Genomic DNA, 18,000 nt, shown 5'->3' with positions numbered 1-18,000 from the left:
GTCGGCGGTCAGCGGGTCACCGGCGACCAGGCGCACCACGCTGCGTCCGGTGGACGCCTCGTTGGCCAGGTCCTTGGCCACGTCGGCCGGGTCACCCACGGCGGGGCGCACTTCGGCGCCGTCCGCGGCCAGGCCGACGATGTCGGCGGGAACGTCCGGGTCGGTCACCAGCAGGGCGGCGCGGGTGATCGCATCCCGGGCCCGAACGGTGAGCAGCCCGGCGTCACCGGGTCCGGAGCCCACGAATGCAATCCGTCCGGGGTTCTTGCGTGCTCGGGTCATCAGGGCACTCCCCATCAACTACTGCTCGGGCCGCTGAGCAGTGCGGCTCGAGCTTCGATCAGCTGGGCGGCCAATTCACGGCCCAGCTGGTCAGCGGCGGTCGTCTCACCAGTGGCGGAGGCGCGGACCAACCGAGCGTCGTCGGCCGCCACCACCCCGCGGAGGGACAGCCGCAGCGCCACGCGCCCGTCCTCGTCGAGGTCCTCCACCACTTCGGCCAGCGCGCCGACCGGCGCGCTACAGCCCGCTTCGAGCGCGTTCAACATGCCGCGCTCGGCGGCCGCCGCGGCGCGGCTGGCCTGATCGTCCAAAACGGACTGCAGCAGGTGCTCGGTGTCCACGTCGTCGACGCGGCATTCCACTGCGAGCGCGCCTTGAGCGGGCGCGGGCAGCATCTGCAGTGGATCGAGCGTTTCCGTGATCACCTCGAGCCGGCCCACTCGGGCCAGGCCGGCGCGGGCGAGGACGACGGCGTCCAGCTCGCCGTCGGTCACCTTGCGCAGGCGGGTGTCCACATTGCCGCGGATGCTGCGCACCTCCAGGCCCAGGCCGAGGGCCCGGAGCTGGGTGGCGCGTCGCGGCGAACCGGTGCCCACAACGGAGCCCGGGGGCAGTTCGCCGAGCGTCAGACCGTCCCGTGCCACCAGCGCGTCCCTCGGGTCCTCCCGGAGCGGGACAGCAGCCAGCGACAACCGGGGGTCCGGTTCGGTCGGCAGGTCTTTGAAGGAGTGCACCGCGACGTCCACCTCGTTGTTGGCCAGCGCTTCGCGCAGGGCCGAGGTGAACACGCCCACGCCGATCTCGGCGATCGGCGCCATCGACAGGTCGCCGGGCGTTTTCACGGAAACCAGCTGGGTCGGGTAACCCGCCTTCTCCAGCTGCTCGGCGACCTGCGAGCTCTGCGCCATCGCGAGAGCGCTGCCGCGGGTGCCGATGCGGAGGGTCTTGTTCAACGGTCCTCCCCGTCTTGTCCCGCTCGATCGCGCATCAGCGCCTGCGCGATGGTGGTCCCGGGCAGGCCTTCGTCGGCCTGCGGGGCACCGAGCACCGCGGTGGTCTGCGGATCGAGTTCGAAGAGTTCTCGGAGCGCGTCGGCGTAACCGGCTCCGCCCGGCACCGACGCCAGTTCCTTGACCCGCACCGTGGGGGCGTGCAGCAGCTTGTCCACCACGCGGCGGACGGTGCGCGCCAGTTCGTCGCGCACGCCGCCGTCGAGCTCGGGCAGGCGCGAGTCCAGCCGCAGCAGCTCGCTGTCCACCACCTCGGCGGCGCGCTTGCGCAGCGCGGTCACGGTCGGGGTCACTTCTGCCGAGCGCTGCGCGGCGAGGTAGCTGCGCAGTTCCTCGGCGACGATCTGGGCGGCGCGCTCGGATTCGTTGCCGCCCTGCCGGTCGGCGAGCCGCTGCTGCAGGCTCGCCAGGTCGACGACGGTGACGCCGGGCAGCTCGGCCACGTCGGCGTCGATGTCGCGGGGCAGTCCGAGGTCGCAGCACAGCAGCGGCCGCTCGTCGCGCTGCGCCAGCGCGGCCGAGACCACGTCGGAGGTCACCACTGCACCGATCGCACCGGTGCAGGCCACCAGCAGGTCGGTCGCGGCGATCGCGCCGGAGAGGTCGCTGAGGTCCGCGGTGCGCGCGTCGATGCCGTCGGAGCGCAGCGACTCGGCCAGCCGCTCGCCGTTGGCGGGCGTGCGGTTGGCGATCACGACCTCGCCGATGCCGGCGCGCTTGAGCTGCGCGGCGGCCAGACCGCCCATCGAGCCCGCGCCGACGATCAGCGCGCTGCGCCCGGCCAGGCCGTCCAGCGCCACCTCGGCGTCGGCGAGGGCCTCGGAGACCACCGACGCGCCTTCGGCATCGATTCCGGTCTCGCTGTGCACCCGCTTGCCGACGCGCAGCGCCTGCTGGGACAGCTCGTGCAGCGCCTTGCCGACGGTGCCGTTCTCGTCCGCGGTGCCGTAGGCCTGCCGCAGCTGGCCGAGGATCTGCGCCTCGCCGACGACCATCGAGTCCAGCCCGGCGGCCACCGAGAACAGGTGCTCGACGGCGGCGCCGGCGTAGTAGACGTAGAGGTGGTCGGACAGCTCCCGGAAGTCCGCGCCGGCGTGCCTGGTCAGCACCGAGCTGACGTCGTCCAGGCCACCGTGGAAGGTCTCCGCGATCGCGTACACCTCGACCCGGTTGCAGGTCGAGATCACGAAGGCCTCGCACACGTGGTCCTGCTGCAGCAGTTCGTCGAGGATCTTGCGGACTTCGTCGCCGCTGATCGAGACCCGCTCCAGCACCCGGACCGGGGCGCTGCGGTGGGAAATCCCGACGGTGAGCAGGTTCACAGCCGTTCCACCATCCTGTTCGCCGATTCGACCTCGCCTGACACCTGTTCACCGGTGGTACCCGGCGGCCCCAGGTCCGCACCGTCCACTTCGGACTGCGCGGCTGCTTCCTGCTGGCGCCGGGCCACGTGGAACGACAAGATCTGCATCTCCACCGCCAGGTCGACCTTGCGGACTTCGACGTCCTCCGGGACCTGCAGCACGACCGGCGCGAAGTTCAGGATGCACGAGACGCCACCGGCGACCAAACGGTCGCAGACCTCCTGGGCGCCCTGCACGGGCGTGGCGATCACGCCGATGGTGACCTCCCGCTCGGAGCACACCTCGACGATGTCGTCGATGTGGCTCACCGGGATGCCGCCGACCGGCACGCCGACCAGGTCGGGGTCCAGGTCGAACAGCGCCGACACCGGGAAGCCGCGCCCCGGGAAGCCGCCGTAGTTGGCCAGCGCGTGGCCGAGGTTTCCGATGCCGACCACCGCGACGCTGTGCTTGCGGGTCAGGCCGAGGGTGCGCTCTATCTGCCCGATGAGCACAGCGACCTCGTAGCCGACACCGCGAGTGCCGTAGGAGCCGATGTAGGAGAGGTCCTTGCGGAGCTTCGCCGAGTTGACGCCCGCGGCGGCGGCCAGCTCATCGCTGGAGACCGTGGTGATGTCCTGCTCGGCCAGGCCGGAGAGGGCTCGCAGGTAGACCGCGAGGCGGGCGACGGCGGCTTCCGGGATCGCGCGGGCTCGCTCCCGAGCCGCGGGCACCTCGACCGACTGCTTGGACTCGATCCGGGAATCGGCCTCGGCCTGCCCGTCTCCGTCCTGCACGTCCGCTCCGTGGGCCGTCACGCTGGATCTCCCTCGCCCTGCTCGCTCACCTGTCCACCCGCCGCTCCGCCGCGGGTGGCTGTCGTGGTCGTCGACTTCCCGACTCATCCGCAGGCGGGGAGCACCGACACCGACCGGGTTTGCTCCTCGGCGGCTTCGGCCCTGGGCCGCGGACGGCACCTGGTCCGCTGATCCGCACCGGAGTTCCGGCGGCCGGACCCCTACACCGTAACCACTTGTGAACGCATGCACAAAGTCGTCGCGGTCGTATCGGCCCGGAGGCGCAAACCTTCCCCGCCATCATTGCCGATAGCCCCCCGACGTGCCAAAACGCGTGGTCCAGGGCACGTGACGGGCGTCGCGGCGGGCGAGCTCGCGCTCAGTCGGCCAGGGCGCGGCGGAAGCGCTCCTCCTCGACCCGCCAGAAGCCGTGCTCGTCGCCGTCGATCAAGATCACCGGGACTCGGTCACCGTACTCAGCGCGCAGTTCCGGATCGGCGTCGACGTCCTGCGCGGACCACGTGGTGCCGAGCTCAGCGCAGATCCGGCGCACGTCGGCGATCGCGTCGTCGCACGCGTGGCAGCCATCGCGGGTCATCACGGTCACTTGGTGCATACCGCCGCTCCAGGGGAGAGATTCGAGCCGTTTTCCAGGGCTTCACGGTACCCAGCCGGAGACCTCGGACCGTGCAGCGAATACCGCTGGTCAAGTGTCCAAAATCACCTCTTGGAGCGAGCCGGGGAGACGTCCGGCAACACGCTGCGTGACGACACGATCACCGCGTTACACTACCTACTTCTGAGTAACAACACGTATGCTGCTGCTCCAACGCCCACGCCCCGGGCGCAGCCAGACGCACCTGGGGCCCGAACGAGCGACCCGACACCGCCACGAACGACTGCTCGCTCGGTCACCGGAGGAGGGTGTCCGCCAGGACACCGCGACATGACGCCGGACCTGGTGCGTCTCCCCCGAGCACCGGGAACCGGCCCGCCAACGAAGGCAGGAGGTCGCAAGAGATGAGCAGCCCCAACGCGCTCGCACCCCCCGCCCCGGAAGTCGCCCGCCGCGTCGAGACCCCGCTCGCCCCGATCACGGGCAACTGGGCCTACGTCAGCGCAGCCCAGCAGGGCGACAACGACGCCTTCGGGCACCTCTACGACGAGTACGCCCAGACCGTCTACCGCTACGTGCTCTTCCGGGTCAGCGACCACTGCCTGGCCGAGGACATCACCAGCGAGACCTTCCTGCGCGCGCTGCGCCGGATCGCCTCGATCAGCTACCAGGGCCGCGACGTGGCCGCCTGGTTCATCACCATCGCCAAGAACCTGATCCTCGACCACATCAAGTCCAGCCGGTACCGGCTGGAGATCCCCACCTCGGACTGGACCGACAACCTCCCGACCCACCGCGCGCACTTCGGACCCGAGCAGCACGTGCTCACCGAGGCCACCCACCACGAGCTGCTGCGCTGCGTCCGCCAGCTCAACCCCGACCAGCGGGAGTGCATCCGGCTGCGGTTCCTGCAGGGCCTGTCGGTCACCGAGACCGCGGCCGCGATGCAGCGCAACGAGGGGGCGGTGAAGGCGCTGCAGCACCGGGCGATCCGCCGCTTGGCTCAGCTGCTGCCGGACGATCTCCGATGAGTCGTTGCCGCGCCTGCCGGAGGTGCGCAAAGGTGGTTGCCGACAGGCTCTAAGCTAGAAGCCTGCTGAGCCGAACGGCCCAGGGTCGGCAAGACCAGGAACTTTCGCACGAACACTCCGGAGGACCCCAGGGAGGCGCGGCGGTGCCGACACGTCAGGGCTCGGCCGATGACGCGGAGCAGCGCGGCCTGCGCACGACCGGGCAGGTCGACAGCGCGAAGGTGGCCGGTCGCGCTTCAGCGGAAGCCGCCGTCGCCGCGGCCCCCGGCCCGGACGGCTCGCTGGCCACTCCGCCCGATCTCACCGCGGCGGCGTTCTTCGACGTCGACAACACGATGATGATGGGCGCCTCGCTGTTCCACTTCGCCCGCGGCCTGGCCGCCCGCAAGTTCCTCACCGCCACCGACCTCGCCGGGTTCGCCTGGCAGCAGCTGAAGTTCCGGGTCGGCGGCACGGAGAACCACCAGGACATGCAGGCCAGCCGCGAGCAGGCGCTGTCGTTCGTGGCCGGCCGCAAGGTCTCCGAGCTGGTGGAGCTCAGCGAGGAGATCTACGACGAGCTGATGGCCGACCGGATCTGGGCGGGCACCCGGGCGCTGGCGCAGATGCACCTGGACGCCGGGCAGCGGGTCTGGCTGGTGACCGCGACGCCGGTCGAGCTGGCGCAGATCATCGCGCGCCGCCTCGGCCTGACCGGCGCGCTGGGCACGGTCGCGGAGAGCGAGAACGGCGTCTACACCGGACGTCTGGTCGGCGAGATGCTGCACGGGCGGGCGAAGGCGCACGCGGTGCGCGCGCTGGCGGCCAGCGAGGGCCTGGACCTGCGCCGCTGCACGGCGTACTCGGACTCGGCCAACGACATCCCGATGCTGTCGGTGGTCGGCACGGCGGTGGCGGTGAACCCGGACCAGCGGCTCCGCGACATCGCCCGCGCCCGCGCCTGGGAGGTCCGCGACTTCCGCACCGGCCGCAAGGCGGCGCGCATCGGCCTGAACTCGATGCTCGGCGCCAGCGCCATCGCCGGAGCGATCGCAGCAGGCCTCGCCTACCGCCGCCGCGACCGCTCCTGACCCACCGATTTCACCGACCTCGTCCAGGCTCGTTCCGCGCGGCGGCGCGAGTGCGGTCGAAATTCAATGGAATTTCGACATCCGATTTCCATTGAATTTGCGGGGACCGGGGTCAGCTGGGGCTGATGTCGACCATCCACGTGATGCCGAAGCGGTCGGTGCACATGCCGAAGACGTCGCCCCACATCTGCTTCTCGAGCGGGACCGCGATGACGCCGTCCGCTGAGAGCTTCTCCCAGTAGCCGCGCAGTTCCGCGTCGTCGTTGCCGGTGAGGCTCACCGAGATGTTGTTGCCGGGCTTGTGCTCCATGCCGGCCGGGACGTCCGCGGCCATCAGCGTGAAGCCGCGGTCGTTCTCCAGCATCGCGTGCATGATCTTGTCGGCTTCGCCCGCTTCGCCGACACCGGCGTCGCCGTAGGTGCTGGTCCGCAGGTTCCCGCCGAAAACGCCCTGGTAGAACTCCATCGCCTGCTGGGCGGTTCCGTCGAAGCTGATGTACGGGTTGAGACGAGAAGACACCGGGGATCCCCCTTCGCTCGAACTCTGGCCCCTTGCAGGCTAGGCGCGCGGACCGACACCGGCGCGGTGGAGAACCCGGGCCGGTGCGGCGTCATCCCCGCCCGCCGCACCGACCCGTCCGGCCGGGCGCACCCCACCCGACGCGCCCGGACGAGCCGAGCTCAGGTCGACGCGACCCGCTTGGCGGCGCTGCGGATGCGGAACGCGGTGATGATCTCCACGACGCCGACCACCACCAGCCAGATCCCGCCGAACAGCACCAGCAGCGCGACCGACGCCAGCGGCGACACGATCAGCACCACCCCGCCCAGCGCGGTGAGGACGCCGAGGAAGATCCGCCAGCCGCGCGCGGGCATGTCGCGGTCGACCGCCGACGCGGTGATCTCCGTGACGCCGCGGAACAGCCAGCCGATCCCGATCCACAGGCCCAGCAGCAGGATCGACTGCATCTCGCCGCGGAAGCACAGCAACCCGAGCAGGATCGACAGCGCACCGCTGACGAACGCCAGCACGCGGAGGGCCACCGCGGTGTGCGTGCCGAACGCGGCGACGATCTGCAGGACCCCGCTGACCAGCAGGTAGATGCCGAACAGCGCGCCCACCACGAGCAACGTGGCGGCGGGCCACACCAGGGCCAGCACGCCCACCACGAGCGAGCAGAGCCCGACCACCAGGATCGACTGCCACGCCATCTTCGCCAGCCGCAGCCCGAGCTGCGCGGGTTCCTCCGGAAAGACGCTCATGAACCATCCTCCGCACGAGGTCCCGGCCCCCGCACTCCCGAACCCCGCGCGTCATCAATCCGGGTGGTCGTGCCCGGTTCGGGAACCACAGTTTCAAGTGAAACTGTGATCCGCCGCGCCTGGGATCCGCAGTTTCAATTGAAACTGCGGTCACCGGGCATCACACGGCCGTGGATTCCTGTTCCCGGGTTCCGGCTTGTTGTTCGGGGACCGAGGGGCGGGCGAGGGTGCAGATGAGGTCGTCGTCCTCGATGGAGGCCAGGATGGTGTCGCCCGGCTGGACCTCGCCGCCGAGCAGCAGCTTGGAGATCCGGTTGTCCAGTTCGGACTGGATGGTGCGGCGCAGCGGCCGGGCGCCGAACTCCGGCTGGTAGCCGCGTTTGGTGAGCCAGCGCTTGGCTTCGTCGGTGACCTCCAGGTCGACCTCCTGCGCGTGCAGGAGCCGTTTGCTGCGGTCCAGCAGCAGGTCGACGATGTGCGACAGGTCGTCCTGGGCGAGCCGGTGGAAGATGATGATGTCGTCGATGCGGTTGAGGAACTCCGGCGCGAAGCCGCCGTGCAGGTCGTCCATCAGCTGATCGCGGATGTCCTCCACCGGCCCCTCGTGCGCGAGGATCCGCTGGGCACCGATGTTGCTGGTCATGATCACCACGGTGTTGCGGAAGTCCACGGTGCGGCCCTGCGCGTCGGTGAGCCGGCCGTCGTCGAGCACCTGCAGCAGCGCGTTGAACACGTCCCGGTGCGCCTTCTCGATCTCGTCGAACAGCAGCACGCTGTACGGCTGCCTGCGGACCTTCTCGGTCAGCTGCCCGGCCTCCTCGTAGCCGACGTAGCCGGGCGGCGCGCCGAGCAGCCGGGACACCGTGTGCCGCTCCTGGAACTCGCTCATGTCGAACCGGATCAGCCGGTGCTCGTCGCCGAAGAGCATCTCGGCGAGCGTCTTGGCCAGCTCGGTCTTGCCGACGCCGGTGGGGCCGAGGAACAGGAACGAGCCGATCGGCCGGTTCGGATCGCCCATCCCGGCCCGGCTGCGCCGCACCGCCTCGGCCACCGCGGTGACCGCCTCGTCCTGGCCGACGACGCGGTCGTGCATCGCCTCCTCGAGCTTGAGCAGCCGCTCCTTCTCGCTCTCGGTCAGCTGCGAGACGGGGATGCCGGTGCGCTTGGACAGCACCTCGGCGATGTCCTGGACCGTGACGTCGGTGATGCCCTCCCGCCGCTCTGCGATCCCGGCCAGCTCGCCTTCGGCGACCTCGATCCGGTGCTTGAGCTCGGCGGCCCGGTCGAACTCCTCGGCGGCGACGGCCTGGTCCTTCTCCCGGCGCAGCTTGGCGATCTCGTCCTCGCGCTCGCGGGTCCCGGTGCTGCGGTGCAGCATCCGCAGCCGCACCCGCGCGCCGGTCTGGTCGATCAGGTCGATGGCCTTGTCCGGCAGGAACCGGTCGCTGATGTAGCGGTCGGACAGCGTCGCGGCGGCGGCCAGCGCGTCGTCGGTGAACCGCACGCCGTGGTGCGCTTCGTAGGAGTCGCGCAGGCCTTCCAGGATCTGGATGGTCTCCTCGACCGTCGGCTCCGGGATCATCACCGGCTGGAAGCGGCGCTCCAGCGCGGCGTCCTTCTCCACGTGCCTGCGGTACTCGTCGATGGTGGTGGCGCCGACGACGTGCAGTTCTCCGCGTGCCAGGGCGGGTTTGAGGATGTTGCCCGCGTCCATGCTGCCCTCGGCCGCGCCCGCGCCGACCACGGTGTGCATCTCGTCGATGAACAGGATCACCGAGCCCTCCGCCTCGCGGACCTCGTCGATGACCTTCTTCAGCCGCTGCTCGAACTCGCCGCGGTACTGCGCACCGGCCACCAGACCGGTCATGTCGAGCGCGACGACCCGCTTGTCCTGCAACGTTTCCGGGACGTCGCCGGACACGATGCGCTGCGCGATGCCCTCCACGATCGCGGTCTTGCCGACGCCGGGTTCTCCGATCAGCACCGGGTTGTTCTTGCTGCGCCGGGACAGGATCTCGACGGTCTGCTCGATCTCGTCGCCGCGGCCGACCACGACGTCGACCTTGCCCGCGCGGGCCTCGGCGGTGAGGTCGCGGCCGTATTCGTCCAGCGTCGGGGTTTCGCTGCTCGGCGCGGCCGGGGTGCCTTCCGCCGCGGCGGAGCGCTCGACGCGGTCGCGGAGCCGGTCGGTGTTGATCTCCTGCGTGTCCAGCAGCCGCACCGAAGCCGCGTCCGGGTCGTCGAGCAGCGCGGCGAGGATGTGCTCCGGGCCGATGTAGGAGGCGCCGACGGCCTGAGACCGGGCGTGCGCGCCGATCAGCACCCGCTTGGCCGCCGGGGTCAGGCCGGGGTTCGCCGACGGCTGGGTGCTCTCGCCGGGCAGGATCTCGGCGATCCGCTCGGCCAGGTGGTCCGGTTCCGCTCCGGCCTGCTCCAGCAGCTTGCGCGTCGCGTCGACCTGGGTGGCGGCCCAGAGCAGGTGCTCGGTGTCCAGGTCATCGCTGCCGTCCTGCTCGGCGCGGGTGGAGGCGCGGCGGATCAGGTCGGTGGCGGACTCGGTGAGCAGCCGCCCGATCGGCACCCGCTGCACGGCCGGCGGCGAGGTGCGCGGCGACATGCCGAAGAACCGGTTGAGCAGATCGGCGAAGGGATCTTGCGCGCCGAAGCCGGAAGGGAAGCTCATCATCCACCGCCAGGGGGCTGTAGGTCGGGAAACCTGGGCGAAAGCCGCGCTCGACCACCAACGCAAAGCGCGTCTACCAGCCCAAATAGACCAACCCTCGGCTCTCGCCGCAACGCGGCACCAAGCCCGCCCCAGCCGTACAATCCCCGCCCCCGACCAGCCGTCCGGCTCCGGGGTCCGCAAATTCAATGGAAATCGGATGTCTGATTTCCATTGAAATTGCGGAAGTTCTCCACAGGATCCGGGACTTGTCCACAGGTGTCGGCGTGTCGGGACGGGCCGAAATCGGACGATCAGCCGAGGAAGACGTTGGTGCGTTGGGAGAGCAGGCGGTAGAGGGCCTGCTGGATGTTCTCGCGGACCTGGTCGCTGAGGCTGAACACCAGCATCGGGTCGTCCGCCGCGCCCTCCGGGTAGGACACCGTCTCGATCGGCTCGCCGAACTCGATGTACCACTTCGACGGCAGCGGCACCGCGCCCAGCAGCCCGAAGTGCGGGAACAACGGCGTGACCGGGAAGTACGGCACCCCGAGCAACCGGGCCAGCGGCTTGATGTCGGCCAGCTTCGGGTAGATCTCCTCCGCGCCCACGATGGCGCAGGGCACGATCGGCGCTCCGGTGCGCAGCGCCGCCGAGACGAATCCGCCGCGCCCGAACCGCTGCAGCTTGTAGCGGTCCTTGAACGGCTTGCCGATGCCCTTGAATCCCTCCGGCCAGACGCCGACCAGCTCGCCGTTGGTCAGCAGCCGCTCGGCGTCCGGGTTGCAGGCCAGCGTGTGCCCGGCCTTGCGGGCCAGCGCGCCGAGCACCGGCAGCTGGAACACCAGGTCAGCGCCGAGCATCCGCAGGTGCCGCGAGTCCGGGTGGTGGTCGTGCAGCGCGACGGTCGTCATCAGCGCGTCCCACGGCAGCGTGCCGGAGTGGTTGGCCACCACCAGCGCACCGCTGTCCCCGGGCACGTTGTGGGCGCCGATGGCCTCCACCCGGAACCACTTGTCGTAGAACGGCCGCAGCAACCGCAGGAAGACCTCGTCGGTGAGCTCCGCGTCGAAGCCGAACTCGTCGACCTCGTAGTCGCCGAGCAGCCGGCGGCGGGCGAAGGCGAGCACCTCGGTGACGGCGTCCTCCCACCCGGGCTCGGTCGGCTCCGGGATCTGCTCCCGGTCCGCTGCCCGCAGCGGGATCACCTGCGCATCCGCCATCACGACTCCACATCCCGCGCGAGCTTCATCACCAGGTCCCCGGCACCGCGCTCGGCCGCCAGGACGGTTTCGGGGTCCACCACCGGCCGCAGCCCGCGACCGCTGACGAAGTCGTCGAACGCCTGCCGCGTGGTCCAGCGCGGGGTGAACCCGAACTGCTCCCGGAGCCTGGTCGTGTCCAGCACCCGACCGAAGTTGAGGTAGCGCAGCTGCTCCGACGAGAAGTCGACCACCCGCGCGCTGCGGAAGAACTGCGTCACCGGCAGCACCGCGGGGCTCGGCAGCGGCAGCGCGATGCGACCGGCCCGCCGGATCGCCTGCGACAGCATCAGCACGCCGTCCCCGGCCACGTTGAACACCCCCGGGTGCTCGCCCAGCGTTGCGCGCTCCAGAACAGCCAGCGCGTCCTCGGAGTGCAGCAGCTGCAGCCGCGCGTCGAAGCCGAGCACGGTCGGCACGACCGGCAGGGCGAAGTAGCGGGTGAGCATCGCGTCGATGCGGGGACCGATCAGGTTGCTGAACCGCAGCGTGGTGATGTCCACGTCGGGGCGCCGCCGCCCGAAGCCCCGCACGTAGCCCTCGATCTCCACCGCGTCCTTGGCGTAGCCGGACGACGGCAGGTCCTTGGGCTCCATCTCCTCGGTGAACACCGCGGGATCCCGCGAACTCGACCCGTACACGGCGCAGGTGGAGCGGACGACGACCTTGCGCACCTGCGGCGACTGCTGGCACGCGGCCAGCAGCTGCATGGTGCCGATGACGTTCATCTCCTTCACCACGGCCCGCCCAGCGGGTCCGGAGTGGGTGTTGACCGCCGCGTGCACCACGGTGTCGACGCCTGCGCCGGCGATGACCTTGCCGATCAGGGGATTCCGGATGTCGGCCCGGACGAACTCGGTGCGCCCCATCCGCCGCAGCAGATCGCGCCCGGGCTGCACGGTGTCCACGCCCAGCACCCGGTCGATCGCGGGGTTCGCGGCGAGCCGCGCGGCGAGGTGCCCGCCCAGGAAGCGGCTGACCCCGGTCACCAACACGACGTTCGGGCCCATTCGACTCCCTGCACCGGAACCAACCCCAGCGCGACCGATGCTACCGCCAACGGCACCACGCACAGCTACAACGAAGTAACCAACGGAAGCCCGAACGACGACGCAGCGAGACGGGGCTCGCCGAGCAGGAGGACCACACCCCTTCTGCAGACAAAAAACCGCCGCCGACAGCTCGTGTCGGCGGCGGGCGCTAGATCACTTGCCCAACTTGCGTCGCTGGACCCGCGTCTTGCGGAGCAGCTTGCGGTGCTTCTTCTTGGACATGCGCTTGCGGCGCTTCTTGATGACCGAGCCCATGCGGACTCCTTCGCTCTTGACGGTTCGGACGTCTCCCGCGCCGGTGCAGCCGCTACGAGCGCACCAGGCACGACCAACCCAAAACTTTACCTGCCCAGGTCCGGCGCCCTGCGGCCGTGGTCCTCGAAACGCCGCCGGGCACCGCTCGACGACCGCCGCGCAGGGTGCGCGACGATCGACTGCGGTGCCCGTCGACCTGTGTCAACCCGCGTTGTAGTAGGCGCTCTCCAAGTAGGCGTGGACGTCCTTTTCCGCCACCCGAAACGACCGGCCCACCCGTGCTGCGGGCAGCTCGCCGGCGTGGACGAGCCGGTAGACCGTCATCTTCGACACCCGCATCAGCTTGGCGACCTCGGCGACGGTGAGGAACCGCACCTGGCCCATGTTCGGAGGTGCCTGTTGGCTGGGTTCGGAGTTCGCAGACATGCTTCACCGTGCCCTTCGGCACGTGTCGCGCCGTCGGCTTCCCCTCCGACGGAAACCTCACGCACGTGCTCTATCGAGAGTAGCGGGACGGCTGGGGAACCTGCGATGGCCGAATTACCTGAGTATTGGCCCGTCGATCAGAAGACTGTCGGCGTATGCCGTCCGCGCCTTGCGGAAGCGGCGCCAGCCGCTTGCATCCACCTTCGCAGGGTGACCACCGGCGGGTTCTGAGCGGTTTCCTGGCGAGGACGGCCCCTCCGCCGTGTATTGGGCATACATCAGGAGGGGCACCCGCAGTCCAGGGAACCGCTCAGGTTCCGCTAAGCGACCACGCAAGCAACGCTGCCACCGACAAAGCTCTCAGTCGTGGTCGTCGTGGGCTGCGCCGAGCTCCACGGACCGGTCGCGAGCTGCCTCGATGGCGTCGATGAGCGCCGCTCGGACACCGTGCTTCTCCAGCTCGCGGATGCCCGCGATGGTGGTGCCCGCCGGGGAGGTGACCGCCTCGCGCAGCATCACCGGGTGTCCGCCGCCCTCGCGGAGCATCGCGGCGGCGCCGACCGCGGACTGGACGATGAGGTCGGCGGCGGTGGCGCGCGGGATGCCCAGCAGGATGCCCGCGTCGATCATCGCCTCGACCAGGTAGAAGAAGTACGCCGGGCCGGAGCCGGACAGCGCGGTGACCGCGTCCTGCTGGCTCTCCGGGACCCGGGCCACCTTGCCGACGCTGCCGAGCAGCTCCTCGACCAGCTCCAGGTCCGCGTCCGAGGCGTGGGCGCCGCCGGAGATGGCGCTCATGGCCTCGCCGACCAGCATCGGCGTGTTCGGCATGACCCGGACCACCGCGGTGCCCTCGGGCAGCCGCCGCTCGAACAGCTTGGTGGGCAGGCCCGCGCACAGCGACACCACGAGCTTGCCGGACGGCAGGTTCGGGGCCATCTCGTCCAGCAGCGGTTCGATGTCCTGGGGCTTGACGGCGACGACGATGACGTCCGCGCGCTGCACAGCGGCGGCCACGTCCACGTGCGTGATGCCGTAGGTCTTGGTGAGCTCGGCCGCGCGGGTCGCGAACCGCTCGGTGAACAGCAGCTCCGCCGGGGCCCGTCCGGCCTTGAGCAGGCCCGTCAGCAGGGATTCCCCGATCTTTCCGGCTCCGAGTACGGCGATCGTCGTCATGCCGCTCAGGGTGCCAGAACACGCTCCGCGAACGACATCAGCCGCCCGCTGCCCGACGTGCGGAGATCTCCCGAATCCCGATCACAGCAGCTACTGTGTCTGCCACCACAGCGCCCGCCACGGCCATGCGATGCAGACCGAAGGAGCTCTGACCATGTTCAGCACGATGCAGGACGGCCCCCTTTCGATCGCCCGGATCCTCGAACAGGGCACCGGCCCGCACGGCGCATCGGGCCAGGTCATCACGTGGACCGGCGAGGGAGCGCGGCGTCGCAGCTACGCCGACGTCGGCCGCAGGGCGGCGCAGCTCGCGCACGCGCTGCGCGGCCTGGGCATCACCGGTGACCAGCGGGTCGCCACGTTCATGTGGAACAACGCCGAGCACCTGGAGGCCTACCTCGCGGTGCCGTCGATGGGCGCCGTGCTGCACACGTTGAACATCCGGTTGTTCCCGGAGCAGCTGGTCTACGTCGCCAACCACGCCGAGGACGAGGTGGTGCTGGTCGATCACACGCTGCTGCCGCTGTTCGGCAAGCTGCTGCCCGAGCTCAAGACGGTGCGGCACGTGGTCGTCGTGGGCGGCGACAAGGCCGCGCTGGAGGCCCCGCGGGGTGTCGAGGTGCACGGCTACGAGGAGCTGCTGGCCGGGCATCCGGTGCAGTTCGACTGGCCGGAGCTGGACGAGCGGTCGGCGGCGGCGATGTGCTACACCTCCGGCACCACGGCCAACCCGAAGGGCGTCGTCTACTCGCACCGCTCGATCTACCTGCACTCGATGCAGGTGTGCATGACCGACGGGATGGCGTTGTCGCAGGCGGATCGCGCACTGGCGGTGGTGCCGATGTTCCACGCGATGTCCTGGGGGCTGCCCTACGCGGCGTTCATGGTCGGCGCCTCGATCGTCATGCCGGACCGGTTCCTGCAGCCCGAGCCGCTGGTGAAGATGACCGCGGCGGAGCGCCCGACGATGGCCGCGGCGGTCCCGACGATCTGGCAGGGCGTGCTGCAGTACCTGTCGGCGAACCCGCACGACGTGTCCTCGCTGAACGAGGTCGTGGTGGGCGGGGCGGCCTGCCCGCCGTCGCTGATGAAGACCTTCGAGGAGCAGTACGACATCCCGGTGCTGCACGCGTGGGGCATGACGGAGACCTCGCCGCTGGGCAGCGTGGCCCGGCCGCCGGTCGGGGTCACCGGGGACGAGCTGTGGAAGTACCGGTCCAGCCAGGGACGGCTGCCCGCCGGCGTGCGGGCGCGGCTGGTCGGCGACGACGAGCAGGTGCTGCCGTGGGACGGCGAGAGCGTCGGTGAGCTGGAGGTCCGCGGGCCGTGGATCACCGCTTCCTACTACGGCGACGACGATCCGGAGAAGTTCCACGACGGCTGGCTGCGCACCGGCGATGTCGGGTACATCACCCCGGACGGCTTCCTGCAGCTCACCGACCGGGCCAAGGACGTGATCAAGTCCGGTGGCGAGTGGATCTCGTCGGTGGACCTGGAGAACAAGGTGATGGGCCACCCGGCGGTCGCCGAGGCGATGGTGATCGGGGTGCCGGACGAGAAGTGGTCGGAGCGCCCGCTGGTCGCGGTGGTGCTGCGCGACGGCCAGCAGGCCGACGCCGAGGAGCTGCGCGACTTCCTGGCGGGCTCGCTGGCGAAGTGGCAGGTCCCGGAGTACTGGACGTTCATCGCGGAGGCCCCGAAGACCAGCGTCGGCAAGTTCGACAAGAAGCGCCTCCGCCAGCAGCACTCCGAGGGCCAGCTCGACATCACCCACCTCACCTGACCCACCCGGTCGAGGGATCTCCGGTGTCCCGCACCGGATCCGGTCTCGGCTGCGGAGGAACCACAGTTTCAATGGAAACTGTGGTTCCTCGTGGCTGGGTTTTACAGTTTCAATTGAAACTGCGGACCGACCCGGCGCGGTGCCCCGTTCTGAACGGCAGGCGGAGCGTCACTCGTCAGGGGGAGAGGGCGAGTTGGCGGGCTTGGCAGACCAGGCGGCCCACCGAGTCCACGACCGTGACGTCCTCGTCGAACCACTTGCCCTGGACCGCTCGGCAGTCCACCGCGAGGCGGAGCCAGCCGTTGGCCGGGGGCGTGCGGAGCAGGGCCGTCAGCTGGACCGTCGGGGCCCAGCCGGTGCGGGCCATGTTCAGCGTGACCGGCACCGCCAGGTCTCCGGCGACCAGGCCGAACAGCAGGTCCGGCTGGGCTTCCCGGGGTTTGACCCACATCCGCAGCCGGGGCGGTCCGGTGCGGCCGTCGAGGAACTCCGCGGTGTCGGCGTCCAGCCGCATGTCGCAGACCTCGGCCAGCGAGAAGAACTTCCGGGCTTCGCCGGTACCGAGGTCGATCGCGTTCGACGGCGGGTTCACCGGCATCTCGGGCACCTGCGACCACGCCGGCTCGCCCTCCGGGGACTTGCCGAGGGTGATCGTGGCGTCGACGCAGGTCTTCCCGCTCTGCTCGAGCACCGCCCGGGCCGCGGTCACCGTCTTGCCCGCCTTGAGGACCTCGGTGCGGATCAGCACCGGTCCCACCTTGGGCGGCCGCAGGTACTGCGCGCTGACCGCCAGCGGATCGAGTCCGGTCAGGTCGCCGAGCGACTTGGTCAGCAGCGCGAGCAGGTAACCGCCGTGCGGTCGGCTGCCCACGGCCCATTCCGGATGCAGGTTGGCGACGAAGCTGCCGTCGCCGAGCGGCCGCACCGAGGTGGCCGCCGCGAAGGGGTCCAGGGCCTCGGTCACATGCGGTCCAGTGGTCGACCGCGCTCGACGACCGATGCGCGCAACGTGTTCATGTTCACTGATTCTAGTGAACTCGACGGAAGTTGATCATTCCGGTCAGGTCGAGGACAGCGGCTGCAGGTGGAGGCGGGCGAAGAGCAGGGCTTCGGACAGCAATGCCGCTCGTTGCTGGGGATTGCGGGCCTTGCGGGTATTGATCTCGAGCACCACCGCCCCCTGGTAGCCGTCGGCCGCGAGGGCTTCGCAGATCTCGGCGCAGGGCTGATTCCCCTGCCCTGGCACCAAGTGCTCGTCACGAGGTGCTCCCGTCCCGTCGGCCAGGTGCACGTGCGCGAGACCGCCCTTCATGCGCTTGAGCAGGTCGATGGGGTCCACGTGCGAGGCGGCGGCGTGCGACACGTCGAGCGTGTAGTTGCGGAAGCCCACCTCGGTCGGGTCCGGCGACGGCTTGAACGCCGAGAGCCCGCTGGCCTTCCCGCCGCGCAGCCGGTTCAGCGTGCTCGGCGGGCGCAGCGGGAACATGTTCTCCACCGCGACCGCGATGCCGCTGGTCTCCTCCAGCTCCGCGACCAGCTCGTTGAACCCGTCGGCGTAGCGGCGCTGCCAGCGGAACGGCGGGTGCACGACCACTGTGGACGCACCCAGCTCGCTGGCCGCCACCACTGCGCGGCGCAGCCGCTCTTCGGGTTCCGGCGACCAGACCCGCTGGGTGATCAGCAGGCAGGGCGAGTGGACCGCGAGGATCGGCACCCCGTGCTGCTCGGACAGCCGGTGCAGCGCGTCGACGTCCTGGCTGACCGCGTCCGCCCACACCATCACCTCGACCCCGTCGAAGCCGAGGTCGGCGGCCATCTCGAAAGCAGCGCGGGCTGGCTGCGGCCACACCGAAGCGCTGGACAACCCGACCGGGATGCGTCCCGGGGCGTCCTCGCGCGGTGGCGGTTGCACTGTCATGTCCTGCCAAGAATGACCGACGATCGCTGGGTGGTCACGCTGCGGTGCCCGCAA

Annotated in this window: 18 protein-coding genes; 3 read left to right on the top strand and 15 right to left on the bottom strand. The window is 70.2% G+C overall.

Annotation, left to right across the window (positions count from 1 at the left end; all coding sequences use genetic code 11):
• From ABTZ89_RS05900 to ABTZ89_RS05880, 5 genes are all read right to left on the bottom strand, one after another.
• On the bottom strand, window positions 1-282 hold a 282-nt coding region (locus tag ABTZ89_RS05900), incomplete at its 3' end, for an SAM-dependent methyltransferase (protein WP_351040718.1).
• 14 nt (window positions 283-296) lie between these two features.
• Window positions 297-1,235, bottom strand: coding sequence for a hydroxymethylbilane synthase (gene hemC, locus ABTZ89_RS05895; protein ID WP_270950781.1), 939 nt, complete (start codon window positions 1,233-1,235; stop codon window positions 297-299).
• Entirely contained in the window at window positions 1,232-2,614 is a 1,383-nt protein-coding gene (locus ABTZ89_RS05890) for a glutamyl-tRNA reductase (RefSeq protein ID WP_351040715.1), read from the bottom strand. Before ABTZ89_RS05890 ends, hemC begins: the two co-directional genes overlap by 4 nt.
• The gene (locus ABTZ89_RS05885) at window positions 2,611-3,453 is read right to left on the bottom strand and encodes a redox-sensing transcriptional repressor Rex (protein WP_351040712.1); all 843 of its coding nucleotides are present in this window, start codon (window positions 3,451-3,453) and stop codon (window positions 2,611-2,613) included. Before ABTZ89_RS05885 ends, ABTZ89_RS05890 begins: the two co-directional genes overlap by 4 nt.
• Window positions 3,454-3,811: 358 nt before the next feature.
• Complete coding sequence (locus ABTZ89_RS05880) at window positions 3,812-4,048, bottom strand: glutaredoxin family protein (RefSeq protein WP_270950778.1); 237 nt, start codon at window positions 4,046-4,048, stop codon at window positions 3,812-3,814.
• 404 nt (window positions 4,049-4,452) lie between these two features.
• Between ABTZ89_RS05880 and ABTZ89_RS05875 the strand changes: the two genes are divergently transcribed.
• The gene (locus ABTZ89_RS05875; protein WP_270950777.1) at window positions 4,453-5,079 is read left to right on the top strand and encodes a sigma-70 family RNA polymerase sigma factor; all 627 of its coding nucleotides are present in this window, start codon (window positions 4,453-4,455) and stop codon (window positions 5,077-5,079) included.
• 188 nt (window positions 5,080-5,267) lie between these two features.
• Entirely contained in the window at window positions 5,268-6,149 is an 882-nt protein-coding gene (locus tag ABTZ89_RS05870; RefSeq protein WP_270950829.1) for an HAD family hydrolase, read from the top strand.
• 112 nt (window positions 6,150-6,261) lie between these two features.
• Here ABTZ89_RS05870 and ABTZ89_RS05865 read toward each other — a convergent pair whose 3' ends face one another.
• The 8 genes from ABTZ89_RS05865 to proC form a co-directional block, all read right to left on the bottom strand.
• Entirely contained in the window at window positions 6,262-6,669 is a 408-nt protein-coding gene (locus ABTZ89_RS05865) for a VOC family protein (RefSeq protein ID WP_270950776.1), read from the bottom strand.
• Between the two features lie 161 nt (window positions 6,670-6,830).
• The gene (locus ABTZ89_RS05860; RefSeq protein WP_351040707.1) at window positions 6,831-7,412 is read right to left on the bottom strand and encodes an HdeD family acid-resistance protein; all 582 of its coding nucleotides are present in this window, start codon (window positions 7,410-7,412) and stop codon (window positions 6,831-6,833) included.
• A 160-nt stretch (window positions 7,413-7,572) separates the two neighbouring features.
• The gene (locus tag ABTZ89_RS05855) at window positions 7,573-10,095 is read right to left on the bottom strand and encodes an ATP-dependent Clp protease ATP-binding subunit (protein ID WP_351040724.1); all 2,523 of its coding nucleotides are present in this window, start codon (window positions 10,093-10,095) and stop codon (window positions 7,573-7,575) included.
• A 293-nt stretch (window positions 10,096-10,388) separates the two neighbouring features.
• The gene (locus tag ABTZ89_RS05850; protein WP_351040704.1) at window positions 10,389-11,297 is read right to left on the bottom strand and encodes a lysophospholipid acyltransferase family protein; all 909 of its coding nucleotides are present in this window, start codon (window positions 11,295-11,297) and stop codon (window positions 10,389-10,391) included.
• Window positions 11,297-12,346 (bottom strand): NAD-dependent epimerase/dehydratase family protein, encoded by a 1,050-nt coding sequence (locus ABTZ89_RS05845; RefSeq protein WP_270950772.1) that lies wholly within the window; start codon window positions 12,344-12,346, stop codon window positions 11,297-11,299. The genes ABTZ89_RS05850 and ABTZ89_RS05845 overlap by 1 nt, the downstream gene beginning before the upstream one ends.
• 195 nt (window positions 12,347-12,541) lie before the next feature.
• On the bottom strand, window positions 12,542-12,643 hold the full coding sequence (locus ABTZ89_RS05840) for a 30S ribosomal protein bS22 (RefSeq protein ID WP_010241351.1): 102 nt from the start codon (window positions 12,641-12,643) through the stop codon (window positions 12,542-12,544).
• Window positions 12,644-12,844: 201 nt separating this feature from the next.
• Window positions 12,845-13,069: a helix-turn-helix domain-containing protein gene (locus tag ABTZ89_RS05835; RefSeq protein WP_150067011.1), complete on the bottom strand. Its 225-nt coding sequence runs from the start codon at window positions 13,067-13,069 to the stop codon at window positions 12,845-12,847.
• A 360-nt stretch (window positions 13,070-13,429) separates the two neighbouring features.
• The gene (proC, locus tag ABTZ89_RS05830) at window positions 13,430-14,245 is read right to left on the bottom strand and encodes a pyrroline-5-carboxylate reductase (RefSeq protein ID WP_270950771.1); all 816 of its coding nucleotides are present in this window, start codon (window positions 14,243-14,245) and stop codon (window positions 13,430-13,432) included.
• Window positions 14,246-14,399: 154 nt separating this feature from the next.
• On the opposite strand from proC, the gene ABTZ89_RS05825 reads away from it, so the two are divergent.
• The gene (locus tag ABTZ89_RS05825; RefSeq protein ID WP_270950770.1) at window positions 14,400-16,028 is read left to right on the top strand and encodes a long-chain fatty acid--CoA ligase; all 1,629 of its coding nucleotides are present in this window, start codon (window positions 14,400-14,402) and stop codon (window positions 16,026-16,028) included.
• A gap of 175 nt (window positions 16,029-16,203) precedes the next feature.
• Here the strand turns inward: ABTZ89_RS05825 and ABTZ89_RS05820 are convergent, their stop codons facing one another.
• Entirely contained in the window at window positions 16,204-16,992 is a 789-nt protein-coding gene (locus tag ABTZ89_RS05820; protein ID WP_270950769.1) for a thioesterase family protein, read from the bottom strand.
• Between the two features lie 96 nt (window positions 16,993-17,088).
• Window positions 17,089-17,946, bottom strand: a complete 858-nt coding sequence (locus tag ABTZ89_RS05815; RefSeq protein ID WP_351040698.1) for a sugar phosphate isomerase/epimerase family protein — start codon at window positions 17,944-17,946, stop codon at window positions 17,089-17,091.
• Window positions 17,947-18,000: the final 54 nt, after the last annotated feature.

This window comes from Saccharopolyspora sp. NPDC002686 (assembly GCF_040295745.1).
Lineage (GTDB): Bacteria > Actinomycetota > Actinomycetes > Mycobacteriales > Pseudonocardiaceae > Saccharopolyspora > Saccharopolyspora oryzae.
Note: the sequence above shows the minus strand (reverse complement) of the source record. Positions and strands in the feature narration are given on the sequence as shown.